Source organism: Pseudomonas palleroniana, from assembly GCF_003031675.1.
Classification (GTDB): Bacteria; Pseudomonadota; Gammaproteobacteria; order Pseudomonadales; family Pseudomonadaceae; genus Aquipseudomonas; species Aquipseudomonas palleroniana.
In genome coordinates, this window is sequence record NZ_PYWX01000055.1 from 1 (window position 1) to 14,659 (window position 14,659).

A 14,659-nucleotide genomic window follows, 5' to 3' on the forward strand; every position below is an offset into this window, starting at 1 on the left:
AAAGTATGAGCCGTAAAGGCGAGTGCTGGGACAATGCCCCGATGGAGCGTTTCTTTGGTAGTTTGAAGTCCGAGTGGGTGCCTGAAACGGGCTACAAACTGGAGCATGAGGCCCGGGCAGATGTGCAGCGCTATGTCTCGCGCTACAACATCAGTAGGCCTCACAGCTATAACGACTACAGATCGCCGGTCGTGAAGGAAAGGTTGGCGGCGTGAACCGTAATCAGTGTCCAAGATTACTTGACCAGTTCAAGCCCCCTCCCACACTTGAGTGTGTTCACAAATCAAAATGTGGGAGGGGGCTTGCTCCCGATGACATCAGCCCAGGCAACATCGCACTCAAGCACCCCAAACCCGCCTACGCTTAAGTTAGGATGCTCGTTCCCTATTCGAGGTGGTCTCCATGTTCTTCGGCGTTCTCCTGATCATCACCTGGCTGATCCTGCTGCTGCGCTACCCCGCCAAGGCGCTGCCGGTCTCCCTCGCCGCCGCTGTCGGCCTGGGGTGCGTGGCGATCTGGGTGGTGTGGCTGGATAATCGCGAAGCGTCGCAATTGGCGCGCCTGGAGCTTCGTATCAGTTATGCGCCACAAGACTGCCAGGCTGACCGCCCGTTGAAGCTGACCCTGAAGAACACCAACGACGTGCCCCTCACCGAACTGCGCTGGCGCGTGGCCGCCTATGCACCCGGCGACACGGTCAACCTGGCCGACAACGTCTACGCCGCCCCACGCTATCGCGGCCCCGGCGAACTGCAGGCCGGTGAGACCTGGGAAGACTGCCTGCCCACGCCGCCGCTACGCCCCGGCTACCGCCCGCAAACCCTGGAATTTCGCGCCGAGCACCTGCAGGGCAGTTTCTCGGACTGACAAAGGACTGATCATGCCTAATGTACTCATCACCGGTTGCTCCAGCGGCATTGGCCGCGCCCTCGCCGACGCGTTCAAGAGCGCAGGCTACGAGGTGTGGGCCAGCGCCCGCCGCCAGGACGATGTGACCAGCCTGGCCGCGGCCGGCTTCAATGCCGTGCCGTTGGACGTCAACGACAGTGCCGCCTTGCAGCGCCTGGCCGAACAACTGGGCGAATTGGATGTGCTGGTGAACAACGCCGGTTATGGCGCCATGGGCCCCTTGCTCGATGGCGGCACCGACGGCTTGCAACGCCAGTTCGAAACCAACGTTTTTTCCATCGTCGGCGTGACCCAGGCGCTGTTTCCCGCCCTGCGCCGTCGCCAAGGCCTGGTGGTGAATATCGGCAGCGTATCGGGCGTGTTGGTGACCCCCTTTGCCGGTGCGTACTGCGCATCCAAAGCCGCCGTGCATGCCTTGAGCGATGCACTGCGCATGGAGTTGGCGCCGTTTGGTGTGCGGGTGATGGAAGTCCAACCGGGAGCGATCAACACCCGTTTCGCCAAAAATGCCGGCGCCCAGGCAGAGCTGTTGATCAACGAACAATCGCCGTGGTGGCCGCTGCGCGAGGGCATTCGAGCGCGCAGCCAGGCCTCCCAGGACAAGCCGACCCCCGCCGATGTATTCGCGGCGGATGTGCTCAAGGCGGTGCAACAGAACGAACCACCACGCTTGTTGCGTTCGGGCAACGGCAGCCGGGCGTTGCCGTTGATGGCCGCGTTGTTGCCCAAGGCGCTGCTGGAGAAAATCCTGATGAAACGCTTCGGGCTGACGCGGACGCTCTAGCCTTTCATAAAATCAATAAACGCCCGCACCTTCTGCGGCAAATGCCGCGTATCCGGATATATCGCATAAACCCCTTGCGGCGCAAAGCGATGGTCCGGCAACAGGTGCACCAAGCGCCCCGACCGCAGATCGTCTTGCACCAGCCACTGCGGCAGCACCGCGACACCGTGGCCGCGCACGGCAAAGGCCTGGAGCACGGCGGCACTGTCGGCGACCAGTGCCGCCGGGCCGATGCGATAGGAGTGCGGGTCACCGGTCGGGCCGGTCACGTTCAACTCCGTCAGGCGGCCATGCCCCAGCTTGGGCAAGCGCTCCAACTCGTCCAGGGTTCGAACCCCGGCAAACGCTGGCGCTGCAACCGCCAATACCTCGTAGGTCGACAGTTGCACGGCGCGGTGATTGGAGTCCGCAAGGCGCCCCAGCCGGATCGCCACGTCAAAACGTTCCGAAATCAAATCGGCATGGGTGGACGATGTGGACAAGTGAATATGCAAGTCCGGGTGCAGCCGACGGAACGCCTCGACCGCCGGGGCGACCACGGCCAGCGCATAGTCCACGGTCGTGGTGATGCGCAGCGTGCCCTTGAGCTGGGCATGTTCCGAACGGGCATCCTCGATCGCCAGCTGTGCTTCCTGCAGCACCCGCGTGCAGCGCTGATAGAAGCGCTCGCCGGCGTCCGTCAGCGCCAGTTGCCGGGTATTGCGAGTGAGCAGGGTGACACCCAGTTCGGCCTCCAGGCGCTTGAGGTTGAAACTGACCACGGCACGGGTCTGGCCCAACAGGTCGGCGGCCGCGCTGAGCGAGCCGGCTTCTACCACGGCTTTGAAGGTGTCGAAGCGGTCCAGGCTGACCATGGGCAAACCCCTCATTTGTCAAAATATTTTTGACAAACTAGCAGGCAAACCGGTGTATTCCAAAGTGAACATGTGGCCTACCCTGCCCACTTCACTCGCAGGATCACGTTCATGACCTACCGCTCGAAAGTCGCCTGGATCTTTTTGCTGGGCTTCGCCCTGGACCTGGTGAACATGTTTGTCGCCACCGTCGCCTACCCGGATATCGCCCGTCAGTTACAGGCTTCGGTGACGCAGCTGGCGTGGGTCAGCAACGCCTACATGCTCGGCCTCACTTTGATCATTCCATTGAGTGTGTGGCTGGCGGCGAGCCTGGGCGAGCGCACGTTGATTGCCAGCAGCCTGCTGTTGTTCGCCGGGGCTTCGGTAATGGCCGGCCAGGCAAGCTCGATCGAAGCGCTGATTGGCTGGCGTGCGTTGCAAGGCTTGGGTGGCGGGCTGCTGATTCCGGTGGGGCAAGCGATGGCTTATCGGCAATTTCCGGCAGCAGAGCGCAGCCAACTGACGGCGCGGGTGATGTCGGTGGCGTTGCTGGTGCCGGCACTGTCGCCGACGCTGGGCGGGCTGATCGTCGACAGCGTGTCGTGGCGCTGGATCTTCTATGCCAACCTGCCGCTGGCGCTGGTCACCGGGTTGCTGACCATGCTGTGGATAAAACCTGACGTGCCGACCGCCGTGCGCCCGGCGCTGGACATCGGCAGTATTTTCAAACAAGCCGGCAGCCCGATGCTGCGGGTGGCAATGCTGGTTTATCTGTTCATTCCCGGCGTGTTTATCGGTACCAGCCTGATCGCCATTCTCTATTTGCGCAGCCTGGGTTATGACGCAACACGCACTGGCGCACTGATGCTGCCGTGGGCGCTGGCGTCGGCGCTGGCCATTTTCCTCAGCAAAAAACTGTTCAATCGTTGCGGCCCCAAACCCTTGTTGCTGATGGGAATGGCCCTGCAATGCGGCGGCATTCTCTGGCTGAACAACCCCGAACCCAGCGTGATTATTGTTGCCTATGTATTGATGGGCCTGGGTGGCAGCCTGTGTAGCAGCACCGCACAAACCCTGGCGTTTCTGGATATTCCCGCCGCCCATATGGGTCATGCCAGCGCCTTGTGGAACATCAACCGGCAAATCAGCTTCTGCCTTGGCGCCGCGGCGCTCAGTGCGCTGTTGTCGGCCTTGGATTCTTTCGCGACAACCTTCACGATAGCCGCAGCCCTGACCGTGCTGCCCGTCTTCGCAGTGTCACGCCTGGATACGTCCAGAGTCCGCGCACTGCTTCATCCTGCCAGTGAGCGACAGCCATGAATGATTACCGTATTTTTTTCGACGAAGTGATCCACACCCACATCCAGATCGAGCAATGGTTTGCCGGAGTGGCGCCTGAAGGAACATTGCCGAGCCTGCTGGCGCGCTTCTCGCCCGAATTCAGCATGGTGGCACCCGCCACCGGCGCCAGGGTGAATGCGGCCGGGGTCAATGCGCTGTTCACGCGCCTGGGTGGCATGCGTCCAGGGTTGAAAATCACCCTGAGCGAAATGACCGGGATTGATCAACACGCCAACGGTGCGACAGTCACTTACCGCGAGCTTCAGATCGATGACAGCGGTACCCGGACGGATCGGCGGGCCACCGTGGTGTTCGAGAAGCAGGCCAGCGGTGCGCTGCTATGGCGGCACCTGCATGAAACCTACTGCCAGGCGTGACTCCAGGGTCATTCATTACAGAGCAATACAATTTTGCTACAACCCTGAACGGGCGCTTTGCGTAAAGTTGCGCCCTGATTCCTGACTCAACAAACACCTCGCCCCTATCCGGCTGGTCGTTGATCGAAGTCCGCATCGATCCTCTAAAACAGTCCTGGAAGCTTCTGGGTGAAACCAATCAAGCCTTTTAACCTTTCGCGCTCTTGCCGGACGCTATGCTCACTGTCACTGCTGTTGATGGTCACGACCGGCTGTTCAGTCGCCCCCTTGCCGGCCTTGAAACCCACCCCACCCGAAGCGTGGCGCAACGCGCCGCCTCCCGGGTCGCCGCTGGCCCCCGACCTGAACCAGTGGTGGCGCGCATTCAATGACCCCAAGCTGGATGCGCTGGTGGCGCGAGCCCTGCAAAACAACCTGGATGTCGCCGCCGCCGTCGAGCGCCTGCGGGCCGCGCGGGTATTGCGCCAACATGCGCAATCGCCGTATCTGCCCTCGCTGGGGATCAAGACTCACGATGCGATCAGCCCTGATACCAGCACGTCTTACTTCCTGATCGGCTTTGACGCGCAGTGGGAACTACCGCTGTTTGGCGCCGGACAAAGCGCCGACCGCGTGGCCCAGGGTAACGAGGCGCGCATAGTTGCCGACTTGCGCAGCGTGCAGGTGTCGCTGGTGGCTGAGGTCGTGCGCCAATGGATCGAACTGCGCTCGGCGCAACAGGCAGAACGCGCGCTGCTGAGCGTGCGCGACACCCAGCATGAAAAGTTGCAACTGTTGCAGGTACGTCAGCAACTCACACTGGCGCCTCAGGGCGATGTGGCCGGCGCCGAGGCTGAACTGGCGCAGACGGAGATGCTGCTGACCGAGCCACGGCAACTGATCAACAGCCATGCGCAACAATTGGCGCTACTGACCGGGCAGCCGGAACCCGACGCGGGTTGGCTGCAACCCGGCTCCGCCCCTACACTTGGCCAACGGCAATTCAACGGCCTGCCGGCGGACCTGTTGCGCACACGTCCGGAAATTGCCGGCGCCGAGGCCGAGGTGTTGATCGCCGCCGGTGAACTCGGGTTGAGCCGTGCCGAAATGTACCCGCACCTGAGCCTGGGCACGTCGTTGCAGTGGTCGCTGAACATTGCCAGCAATCGCAAGCACACGCCCAGCGGCAACAGCATTTTCTCGGCCGGGCCCGGGATCAGTATCCCGCTGTTCGACTGGGGCCAGCGGGCCGCCGCCGCCAAATCCAGGAATCACCAGATGAAGGCCGCCGTGCTGGCGTATCGGCAAGCGGTACTGCAAGGCGTTGCCGAAGCCGAAATCGCCTTGGGCGACCTTGAGCAACTGCGTCTGCGCGAGCAGTCGGCCAAACAGGTCTATGCCGCGACACGTAGCCGCCTGGAAGCGGCGCAACAGCGCGTCCACCTGGGTTTGATGAGCCCGCTGGAACTGACGGGCGCCCAGGTCGAAACGCTGCGCGCCAAGCAACAGGCCGACAACGCGACCACCCAAAGGGATGTCGCCTACGTCGCGCTTTACAAGGCGCTCGGTGGCGCACCGTTACCGGCGACCACGCTTAAGGATGCTGACTGATGGTGGCGCTTGCCCGTTTGACATTGGTGCATGAGTGGCGCCGCTTCCTGCCCGCGATCATCGCGGTAGGCTTTGCCGGTTTGCTGCAGTTGCTCCAGACGGCCCTGGTACTGGGCATCTTCGGCAGTGCCAGTGTGTATATCACCGGCTCCACGGCAGACCTTTGGGTCGGTTATCCCGGCACGCAAAGCGTCAACCTCGGGCGGCCGATCAATGTCGATGTAGAAATGCGCCTGCGCATGGATGCCGATATCCAGCGGGTGGAGTCGTTCCGCTGGGTGGATGCCGATTGGCGCGGTGCACGCGATACCGGTGGCGTGTCGGTCTACGTCTGCGGCATTGATGCCGGCCCCCACGGCCTGATGTTTGAACGGACCTTGCCACCCCAGCTGCGTGCCCGCCTGGATGAGCCCGGCGCCGTGATCGTGGACCGCGCCGACCTGGACAGCCTGGGTGTCAAGCTGGGGGATAGCGCAATCATCAACGGCCAGCGCGTGCATGTGGTCGGCGTCACCAGCGGCCTGCGTGCGCTGGGCGGGGTCAACGTGCTGGCATCGCTCGCCACGGCGCAACAACTCGACGCCACCGCCACGGCGGACCGCATGACGTACCTGGTCGCCAAAGTGCGCGACCCGAGCCAGGCCGAAGCCGTTGCCGCGCGCCTGGGCGGCGGTGCCGGGTTCGGCAACTACGCAGTCTGGACCGCCCAGCAGTTCGCCCAGCGCTCGCAGATGTACTGGATGTTCGACACGGGCGCCGGTGCAGGCGTGTTGTTTCTGGCAGGCATCGTCTTTCTGGTCGGCGCCGTGATCACCAGCCAGACACTGGTAGCCGCCATTGTCGGTTCGATCCGCGAGTACGCAACCCTGAATGCCCTTGGCGTGGGGGTCAATGCCCTGCGCAAAGTGGTGATGGAACAGGCGTTCTGGGTCGGGGCGCTGGGGTTGCTCGGCAGTTCGGTGCTGGCGGGGCTGTTCTTTGTCATGGCGGCGCACTACAACGTGCCGTTGCAACTTTCGCCCGGCGCGGCTCTGGCGTGCGTGCTGCTGAGCATGATCCTGGCACTGGTGTCGGGCCTCGCGGCCATCCGCACCTTACGCCACGCCGACCCGGCAAGCCTTCTGAGATAACTGCCCATGAGCCTCTCGACATCGGCAACCGCCATCACGCTTCAAGCCCGTGGTATCAGCAAGTCGTTTACCTCGGGCCGGATCGTGACGCCCGTGCTGCACGACATTTCCCTGGCGATACGGCCGGGAGAACTGACCCTGATCTCAGGCCCGTCCGGTTGCGGCAAAAGTACGCTGCTGGCGATCCTCAGTGGTTTGCAACGCCCCGACCAGGGCAGCGCCACCGCATTGGGGCAAGACCTGGCAAGCCTGGACAACCAGGCACTCGAGCGTTTTCGCCTCAAGCACACCGGCTTTGTGTTCCAGGGTTTCAACCTGTTCCCGGCCCTGACCGCACTGCAACAGGTCGAACTGCCGTTGAGCTACCTGGGCCTGCCTCACAAAGAAGTACGCCAGCGCGCCATCGCGGCCCTGGAAGAAGTCGGGCTCGGTGCGCGCATGAAGCTGCGCCCGGCCGAATTGTCCGGTGGCGAAAAGCAACGTGTCGCCATCGCCCGTGCCGTGGCCAAAGAGCCCGAACTGCTGTTCGCCGACGAACCGACCAGCGCGCTCGACGCCGCCAACGGCCATATCGTGATCGACATTTTGCACAGGATCGCACGCACACACGGGACCACGGTGCTGTGTGTCAGCCACGACCCGCGTCTGATCAGCAGTTCCGACCGGGTGCTGAGCATTGAAGACGGCCGCATCCTGAACGATCACTCCCAACCCTTCCCACCCGCCAAGCTGGCCGGTGCCCAGGAACATTTTGTATGAACTCGCGTTCGCTTCGCCCATGGCTGGTTCTGAGTAGCGCACTGTTGTTGCTCGCGGGTTGCTCCCGTGAAGATCAACCGGCAAACCCCGCCGCATCGGCCCCCAGCTACCTGGCGGTCGCCCGTGGCCGCATTGACGTGGAAGGCGGCCTGCTCAAGCTCGGCTTCACTTCCGACGCGGTGGTTAATGAGATCAAGGTAAAAGAAGGCGAGCAGGTCAAAAAAGGCCAACTGCTCGCCACCCTGGACAGCGAGCTGCAACAACTGGCGGTGGGTGCTGCACTGACCGGGCAACAACAGGTGCAGGTGCAAGCCAAACAACTGGCCAGGCAGCTCAAGTTCGCCGAACAGAAGGCCAAGCGCCTGACATTGGCCGCCGGAGCAGGCGCCGGCGACCAGCAAAGTGCCGATGAGGCCCACGAGGCGGTCGAGCGGCTGCGTGACGAGAGCGAAACCAATAAGGTGCAAGCCGACATCGCGACGAGAAAGCTCAATGCAGCACGCTACGAACTGACCCGGCGCAGCCTTCGCGCGCCCATCGATGCCGAAGTGGTCCGTCGCCTGATCCAGCCCGGCGCGGCGGTCTCCGCGCAATCCGGTGCGGCCTTCGTATTGCTACCGAACCAGCCGCGTATCCTACGAGCCGAGCTGAATGAATCGTTTGCCGGCGTGGTCACCCCCGGTATGCGGGCCGAAGTGACGGATGACAGCGGCACGGGCTCGGCACCGCTGTCTGCCCATGTAGTGCGCATCAGTGCGGTGCTGGGCAACAGCACCCTTGAAGACGACGCCCAGGTGCGGGCCAACATGCGTACGGTCGAATGTATCCTGGCGTTCGACCAGCCCCCGCCGGCGTCACTGCGGGTCGGTCAACGCATGCTGGTGCGGTTCGGCCCGTAGGCGTTTGCCTGGGCAGGCCGTGCAACGCGGCCTGCTCAACGGGTCGTCGGGTTGACGATCACCGTGCAGGTGATGCCTGCCGCCAGCAGCACGCCTTCGGGCACCTCATCGATATGAATGCGCACCGGCACCCGCTGGGCCAATCGCACCCAGTTGAAGGTCGGGTTCACATCCGCCACCAGCTCACGGCTTTCAGGGTTGTCACGATCGTAGATGCCACGTGAGATGCTTTCCACGTGCCCCTTGAGGGTCTCGCCGCTCATCAGTTGCATATCGGCTGGGTCGCCGACGTTGACGTGGGGCAACTTGGTTTCCTCGAAGAAGCCATAGACCCAGAACGAGTTCATATCCACCACGGCCATCTTGGCTTCGCCGATGCGCGCATAGTCGCCCCGATGCACATTGAGGTTGGTCACATAACCGTCGACGGCCGCGACCACTTGAGTGCGCTTCAAGTTGAGTTCGGCGGCTTCCAGTTGCGCCAATGCGTGCTGGTAATCGGCCAACGCCGAGTCGGCAATGTTGCTGGCGTCGTCACGGTTTTCCTTGGAGATCACCAGGGCGTCGAGGTCGGCACGGCGGTGGGCATTGACCTTGCGCATTTCCCAGGTGGCTTTGCGCGAGGCCACCAGCGCTTGCGCCTGTTTGACCGCGATGCGGTAGTGCTCGGGGTCAATCTGCATCAGCAGGTCGCCCTTCTTCACCAGCTGGTTGTCACGCACCGGCACGTCCACCACTTCGCCGGTCACGTCGGCGGCGACGTTGATGATATCGGCGCGCACACGGCCGTCACGGGTCCACGGGGTTTGCATGTAGTGCACCCACAGCGTGCGGCCAATCCAGATGGCCAGGGCCAGCACCAGCAAGGTCGCAAGCAGACTGAAAAACTTTTTCATCGGGGCATTCTCAACGGTAGACGGTCAGCGCCAGGGCGCCGAACAGGCAAACGAACAGGCTCAGGCGCAACAACGCCGGGTGCCAGAAAAAACGGTACAGGTCGAACCCGGCCAGGAAGCGGTCCACGCCCCAGGCCAGCCCCGCCGCGATCAGGAACATCAGGGTCATGGTCGGCATGTAGAGGCCGTGGAACGCGATTTCACGGGGCATGCGTGACTCCTTGCGTGGCGCCCTTGAGGGCCGCCAGTGGTGATTGCGGGTCCAGCAGCGAGGTGCGGATAAAATGCAGATAGCTTTTCACCCGGCGCAGGGCCGAAGTGTCGAAGTGCGGGGCGAAAGGTTCGTCGGTGGCCTGCACGCGGCTGATGGCGTGGTCGACTGCGATCAGGCCGCGCTCCAGGTTGCTCGCGCTGGGTTGCAGGAACAGTCGCACCAGTGAGCGGCCCATCACGCGGATCGCCTGGCGCCACGGCTGGGATTCGGCATACGCCGGGTGCACCGGCAGGATCGCCTGTTCCTTGCGCAACTCGATGATCGCGTGGCCGACTTCCAGCACCACGAACATCCAGCGCAGCAGGTCGCGCTGCACCTGCGGCTGGCCGACCGCCAGGCCGTAGGCCTGGTGCAGCAGGTCGCGGGTGCGGCTTTCGAAGCTCGACGCCAGGCCCTTTAGCTTGCCGCTAATCGCATACACCACCTGTTCACGCAGGTCCTGCTCCAGGCGACGCCACAACCAGTGGCTGTTGGGCGGCAGAATGATCGCCCCCGCCGCCGCGCACACCAGCATGCCGATGACCATCGCGATGTAGTCGTTGATGAAGGTGTAGGGGTTGTAGATCGTGAGGTTGTCCGGCACCGAGCCGGTGCTGAAAAAGATCAGCAGGCCCACGCCTACGCCGGCGTATTGCGGGCGTGAAGCGAGAAACGCACCGCAGATGATGACGGGGGCGAGCATCACGCACAGCAGCGGGAAACCGTCGATCCACGGGAACACAAAAAACATTTCGACGAAGCCCACCAGCGCACCGATCAAGGTACCGCAGGCCATCTGGAACGCCATGCGCTTGGGGTTGGGCGTCGCCGCAGACAGCCCGACCGTAGCGGCGGCGATCAAGGTCATGGTTGCGCCGCTCGGCCAGGCGGTGGCCACCCAGTAACTGCCGAGTACGATCAGGATGAACGACGCGCGGATCCCCGAAGCGGCGCAGGCCAGCCAGTTGGTCTTTGGCGTATAGGGCTCGTCCCAGTCTTCCCGAGCGTGGCTGTGGTCGGCCAGGGAAGCGTGGGTCAGCGCGTAGTTGTGCAAGTCATCGACAAAGCGGTAAAGCAACTCGTAGGCGGTGTGGAAATCCAGCTGCTCAGCCTCGGTGGGTTCGCCCTCCTGGAAGGCCGCACGCAGGCTGCGCACCGTGGCCGGCAGGCCGTCCTTGTAGGCGCTCAGTTGGTTGGCCAGCCGTGCGGCGTCAGGGCTGGTGAGGGCACGGCCGGAAAAACCGTCGAGCACTTCGGCCAGGTCTTGCAAACCTGGCTTGATCGCCGCGACGACGTGGTCAGCCTCATCGGTGCGCAGCCGCTCCAGCAATTGGTGCAAGGCGTTAAAGCGCGTGGTGATGCTCATGAACTCACTGTTGAGGCGGCTGAGGCGCCCATTGCGCCGCCGCATATGCGGGTCTTCGAACACGGTGACGCTGCGCAACCCTTCCAGGCCCACGGCTTCGGCGATAAAACGCACGTTGCTGGCCTCGAAGCCTTCGCGCTGGCTGCGCCCACGCAGGCCATCGGTCACGAACAAGGCAAACACGCCGAAGCGTTGGTACAGGGCATTGCGCATTGCCGCGCTGGAGGTCTGCGGCAGGAACGCCGCGCTGACCAGCGTGGAACACAGGATTCCCAGGGAGATTTCCAGTACGCGCCATACGGCCGCCAAGAACGCGCCATCCGGGTGGGCCAGGGCCGGCAAGCCGACCATCGCCGCCGTGTAGCCCGCCAACACGAACCCATAGGCGCGAAAGTTGCGGTTACGCGTCGCACCGGCCGTACACAGGCCGACCCAGATCGCCAGGGCGCCGAGGAACAGTTCGGTGTTCTGCGCAAACAGGGCGATCAGCAAGACCATCACCGCCGAGCCCGCCAGGGTGCCGAGGAAACGGTAGAAGCTCTTGGCGAACACCTGGCCGCTTTGCGGCTGCATCACGATGAAAACCGTGATCATTGCCGTGCGCGGTTGCGGCAGTTCCAGGCGCATGGCCAGCCACAAGGTGAGGAACGCAGCGATCAGCACCTTGAAGATGTAGACCCAGGTCACGCCGTCGCTGCGCGCCCAGTCGAAGAAACCACGGCGCCACTCAAGGGAGTGCAGCCAGCGCAGCGGTGCAGGCAAAGGAGTCATCACAGGCTACTCAGTGGTCAAACACGGCGAGCGCCGCCGGGGTCTTGCTCGGGAGGGTCTTGGCCGGTTGCGGCACATCGTTGCCGGCCCCGAGGCCGCCACCCAGGGCGGTCACCAGTTCGGCGTGAGCGCTCAAGCGTGCGGCCTGCACCTGTTGCTCGATCTGTTGCTGGCGGAACAGCAAGGTCTGGGCGTTCAGCACGTTGAGGTAATCCGTGAGGCCGCGTTGGTAGGCGATCATCGCGATGTCATAGGTTTTCCGGGCCGACGCCACCGACTGCGCGGCGAAGGCCGCCTGCTTGTCCATGGACTCGCGGCGGATCAACTGGTCGCTGATGCTTTTGAGCGCGTTGACCAGGGTCTGGTTGTACTTGGCCGCGGCGATGTCATAACCGGCACTCGCCTCACCCAATTGCCCGCGCAGGCGGCCACCGTCGAAAATCGGCAAGGTGATCGCCGGGCCCACGCTGTAGTTGAATTTCTGCCCACTGAGGAAGCCCAGCGCGGTGCCACCGGTGGCCATGTAGCCGAGGCTGCCGACCAGATCCACGTTGGGGTAGAAACCGGCATGGGCGACATCGATACCCCGGGCCTGGGCGGCGACCTGCCAGCGGCTGGCGACCACGTCGGGGCGCTGGCCGAGCAATTGCGCGGGCAGGCTGGACGGCAGTTTCAACGGGGCGGCGAGGGACAGCGTTGGGCGCTGCAACATCGCGCCCTCCCCCGGGCCTTTGCCGGCCAACGCCGCCAACTGGTTACGGCTCAGGGCGATTTCTTCGTCCAGGGCGTCCAGTTGGCGATGGGTTTCCGGCAATGGGCTTTCGGCCTGGCTGACGTCGAAGTGGGTACCGATCCCCGCGTTAAGGCGTTTATTGGCGAGCTCCAGGATCTGCTCTTGCTGGGCCAGGGTGGCGGCGACGATATCGCGGCTGGCGTAATGCAGCGACAGCTGGATATAGGCGCGCACCACGTTGTTCTGCAATTCGAGTTGGGCCTGGCGCGCCTCGGCGGCGCTCATGTGAGCCAGGTCGACAGCGCGTTCCGTGGTATTGCTTTCACGGCCCCACAGGTCGAGCGCATAGCTCAGGCCGAGCGTGGAACTGTTGTCCCAGGTGTTCGCGCCACTCAACTCGCCAGGACCGTAGAACTGGTCCTTGGGCCAGTTGTGGCGCTTGAGAGTGGTGTCGCTGTTGACCTGCAACGACTCGGCCGACTCGGCCACCCCGGCCATGGCCCGCGCCTCACGCACCCGCGCGGCGGCCATGGCCATGCTCGGGCTGTTTTGCGTGGCACGTTCAACCCAGCGGTTCAGTTGCGGGTCGTTGTAGGCTTGCCACCACTGGGCGGTGGGCCAGTGGGCGTCCTGGACGGCGTTCTGGATGGCTTCGTCGGTGGCCAGGGTATTGGCGTTGAGGACCTGGCCTTGTGGGGCAATGCCTCCGGTTCCGATGCAGCCGCTGATTGCTAACGATAAAGCCCAAACACTGAGAGTCTTCAGCTCTCTGCTGATGCGGCACGGCACGGCAAGCGAATTCCTGAGGTGGTAATGCGGGGAAGGTGGCGCAATTCTAGGCGGCGGCATGCAGGACGATAAGCTGGTATTCCTGTGAATCTTTGTTACCGTTCAGGCGATAATCCATTGGTAGGGATCACTGATCGGCGTAACTTTCTGTCACAATTTGTCATCTCCCCTGAGAACACTCCATGGACACTTTGCAAAACATGCGCGCGTTCAGTTGCGTCGCCGAAGCCGGCAGCTTTACCGCCGCCGCCGCGCAGCTGGATACCACCACGGCCAACGTGTCGCGCGCGGTCTCCAACCTCGAGGCCCATCTGCAAACCCGCTTGTTGAACCGCACCACCCGCCGCATCGCGCTGACCGAAGCCGGCAAACGCTATTTGCTGCGTTGCGAGCAGATCCTCGCCTATGTCGAGGAAGCCGAGGCCGAGGCCAGTGATGCGCATGCGCGCCCCGCCGGACAACTGAAAGTGCACACCATGACCGGCATCGGCCAGCATTTCGTGATCGACGCGATTGCCCGCTACCGGCGTACCCACCCCGACGTGACCTTCGACCTGACCCTGGCCAACCGCGTGCCGGACCTGCTCGATGAGGGTTACGACGTATCGATCGTGCTGGCCAGCGAGCTGCCGGATTCGGGTTTTGTATCCCAACGCCTGGGCATCACCTACAGCATTGCGTGTGCCTCACCGGACTACGTCAAGGCCAAGGGTTGCGCGCAACGCCCACAGGACTTGCTCAACCATGCCTGCCTGCGCCTGGTCAGCCCCGTGATCCAACTGGATAAATGGACCTTCAATGGCCCTGAAGGCCAGGAAAGCGTGGCGATCAACACCTCGCCGTTCCTGGTGAACTCGGCCGATGCGATGAAAACCGCCATCACCAGCGGCATGGGCGTCGGCCTGCTGCCGGTGTACGCCGCCATCGAAGGCCTGCGCAACGGCACATTGGTCCGGGTCATGCCGACCTACCGCTCGCAAGAGCTGAACCTGTACGCCATCTACCCGTCGCGCCAATACCTGGATGCGAAGATCAAGACCTGGGTGGAATACCTGCGCGGGTCGTTGCCGGAGATCCTGGCGGCGCACCAGGCGGAGCTGGCCGCGTATGAGCTGAGCAGCGGCGTTCGCCTCGCGACGTTGTAGTGAGCGGGCTTGCCCCGCGCTGGGTGGCAAAGCCGCCCCAACAAAGACGCCGCGGTATTTCAGGAGGACCGAGGTGCCTGG

Annotated in this window: 15 protein-coding genes; 10 read left to right on the plus strand and 5 right to left on the minus strand. The window is 63.3% G+C overall.

All coding sequences use genetic code 11. The features are described 5' to 3' along the window. From C9383_RS19560 to C9383_RS19570, 3 genes are all read left to right on the plus strand, one after another. On the plus strand, window positions 1-215 hold a 215-nt coding region (locus C9383_RS19560), incomplete at its 5' end, for an integrase core domain-containing protein (protein WP_146164703.1). Between the two features lie 187 nt (window positions 216-402). Then, window positions 403-867 (plus strand): hypothetical protein, encoded by a 465-nt coding sequence (locus tag C9383_RS19565; protein ID WP_060753879.1) that lies wholly within the window; start codon window positions 403-405, stop codon window positions 865-867. Between the two features lie 13 nt (window positions 868-880). Then, window positions 881-1,693: an SDR family oxidoreductase gene (locus tag C9383_RS19570; protein WP_090366655.1), complete on the plus strand. Its 813-nt coding sequence runs from the start codon at window positions 881-883 to the stop codon at window positions 1,691-1,693. Here C9383_RS19570 and C9383_RS19575 read toward each other — a convergent pair. Beyond that, on the minus strand, window positions 1,690-2,547 hold the full coding sequence (locus tag C9383_RS19575; RefSeq protein WP_090366657.1) for a LysR family transcriptional regulator: 858 nt from the start codon (window positions 2,545-2,547) through the stop codon (window positions 1,690-1,692). The two genes, C9383_RS19570 and C9383_RS19575, sit on opposite strands and share 4 nt — an antisense overlap. A 111-nt stretch (window positions 2,548-2,658) precedes the next feature. Between C9383_RS19575 and C9383_RS19580 the strand changes: the two genes are divergently transcribed. From C9383_RS19580 to C9383_RS19605, 6 genes are all read left to right on the plus strand, one after another. Beyond that, window positions 2,659-3,849 carry an MFS transporter gene (locus C9383_RS19580; protein WP_090366659.1) on the plus strand — a complete coding sequence of 397 codons (1,191 nt, stop codon included), beginning with the start codon at window positions 2,659-2,661 and terminating at the stop codon, window positions 3,847-3,849. After that, complete coding sequence (locus tag C9383_RS19585; RefSeq protein WP_060753883.1) at window positions 3,846-4,247, plus strand: hypothetical protein; 402 nt, start codon at window positions 3,846-3,848, stop codon at window positions 4,245-4,247. The genes C9383_RS19580 and C9383_RS19585 overlap by 4 nt, the downstream gene beginning before the upstream one ends. Window positions 4,248-4,484: 237 nt before the next feature. Continuing rightward, window positions 4,485-5,837, plus strand: a complete 1,353-nt coding sequence (locus tag C9383_RS19590; protein ID WP_174554047.1) for an efflux transporter outer membrane subunit — start codon at window positions 4,485-4,487, stop codon at window positions 5,835-5,837. Then, entirely contained in the window at window positions 5,837-6,967 is a 1,131-nt protein-coding gene (locus tag C9383_RS19595; RefSeq protein ID WP_090366660.1) for an ABC transporter permease, read from the plus strand. The genes C9383_RS19590 and C9383_RS19595 overlap by 1 nt, the downstream gene beginning before the upstream one ends. Window positions 6,968-6,973: 6 nt before the next feature. Next, window positions 6,974-7,726 carry an ABC transporter ATP-binding protein gene (locus C9383_RS19600; protein WP_060753886.1) on the plus strand — a complete coding sequence of 251 codons (753 nt, stop codon included), beginning with the start codon at window positions 6,974-6,976 and terminating at the stop codon, window positions 7,724-7,726. After that, window positions 7,723-8,625 carry an HlyD family secretion protein gene (locus C9383_RS19605; protein ID WP_060753887.1) on the plus strand — a complete coding sequence of 301 codons (903 nt, stop codon included), beginning with the start codon at window positions 7,723-7,725 and terminating at the stop codon, window positions 8,623-8,625. The genes C9383_RS19600 and C9383_RS19605 overlap by 4 nt, the downstream gene beginning before the upstream one ends. A gap of 35 nt (window positions 8,626-8,660) precedes the next feature. Here the strand turns inward: C9383_RS19605 and C9383_RS19610 are convergent, their stop codons facing one another. From C9383_RS19610 to C9383_RS19625, 4 genes are read right to left on the minus strand one after another with little or no spacing between them, the layout of a single operon-like run. After that, window positions 8,661-9,521 (minus strand): efflux RND transporter periplasmic adaptor subunit, encoded by an 861-nt coding sequence (locus C9383_RS19610; protein WP_090366662.1) that lies wholly within the window; start codon window positions 9,519-9,521, stop codon window positions 8,661-8,663. Between the two features lie 10 nt (window positions 9,522-9,531). Then, window positions 9,532-9,732: a DUF1656 domain-containing protein gene (locus tag C9383_RS19615; RefSeq protein ID WP_060753889.1), complete on the minus strand. Its 201-nt coding sequence runs from the start codon at window positions 9,730-9,732 to the stop codon at window positions 9,532-9,534. Continuing rightward, a complete protein-coding gene (locus C9383_RS19620) occupies window positions 9,722-11,911 on the minus strand; it encodes an FUSC family protein (protein WP_090366664.1) in 2,190 nt (729 codons plus the stop codon). The genes C9383_RS19615 and C9383_RS19620 overlap by 11 nt, the downstream gene beginning before the upstream one ends. A gap of 10 nt (window positions 11,912-11,921) precedes the next feature. Then, entirely contained in the window at window positions 11,922-13,433 is a 1,512-nt protein-coding gene (locus tag C9383_RS19625; RefSeq protein WP_090366666.1) for an efflux transporter outer membrane subunit, read from the minus strand. 182 nt (window positions 13,434-13,615) lie between these two features. Between C9383_RS19625 and C9383_RS19630 the strand changes: the two genes are divergently transcribed. After that, the gene (locus C9383_RS19630; RefSeq protein ID WP_060753892.1) at window positions 13,616-14,578 is read left to right on the plus strand and encodes a LysR family transcriptional regulator; all 963 of its coding nucleotides are present in this window, start codon (window positions 13,616-13,618) and stop codon (window positions 14,576-14,578) included. Window positions 14,579-14,659 lie beyond the last annotated feature (81 nt).

Bases quoted from the DNA above. Each gene is read 5' to 3' on its own strand.
- C9383_RS19605 (WP_060753887.1), top strand. From the start codon at position 7,723: ATGAACTCGCGTTCGCTTCGCCCATGGCTGGTTCTGAGTAGCGCACTG.
- C9383_RS19590 (WP_174554047.1), top strand. From the start codon at position 4,485: ATGGTCACGACCGGCTGTTCAGTCGCCCCCTTGCCGGCCTTGAAACCC.
- C9383_RS19600 (WP_060753886.1), top strand. From the start codon at position 6,974: ATGAGCCTCTCGACATCGGCAACCGCCATCACGCTTCAAGCCCGTGGT.
- C9383_RS19610 (WP_090366662.1), bottom strand. From the start codon at position 9,521: ATGAAAAAGTTTTTCAGTCTGCTTGCGACCTTGCTGGTGCTGGCCCTG.
- C9383_RS19570 (WP_090366655.1), top strand. From the start codon at position 881: ATGCCTAATGTACTCATCACCGGTTGCTCCAGCGGCATTGGCCGCGCC.
- C9383_RS19585 (WP_060753883.1), top strand. From the start codon at position 3,846: ATGAATGATTACCGTATTTTTTTCGACGAAGTGATCCACACCCACATC.
- C9383_RS19565 (WP_060753879.1), top strand. From the start codon at position 403: ATGTTCTTCGGCGTTCTCCTGATCATCACCTGGCTGATCCTGCTGCTG.
- C9383_RS19615 (WP_060753889.1), bottom strand. From the start codon at position 9,732: ATGCCCCGTGAAATCGCGTTCCACGGCCTCTACATGCCGACCATGACC.
- C9383_RS19630 (WP_060753892.1), top strand. From the start codon at position 13,616: ATGGACACTTTGCAAAACATGCGCGCGTTCAGTTGCGTCGCCGAAGCC.
- C9383_RS19575 (WP_090366657.1), bottom strand. From the start codon at position 2,547: ATGGTCAGCCTGGACCGCTTCGACACCTTCAAAGCCGTGGTAGAAGCC.
- C9383_RS19620 (WP_090366664.1), bottom strand. From the start codon at position 11,911: ATGACTCCTTTGCCTGCACCGCTGCGCTGGCTGCACTCCCTTGAGTGG.
- C9383_RS19595 (WP_090366660.1), top strand. From the start codon at position 5,837: ATGGTGGCGCTTGCCCGTTTGACATTGGTGCATGAGTGGCGCCGCTTC.
- C9383_RS19580 (WP_090366659.1), top strand. From the start codon at position 2,659: ATGACCTACCGCTCGAAAGTCGCCTGGATCTTTTTGCTGGGCTTCGCC.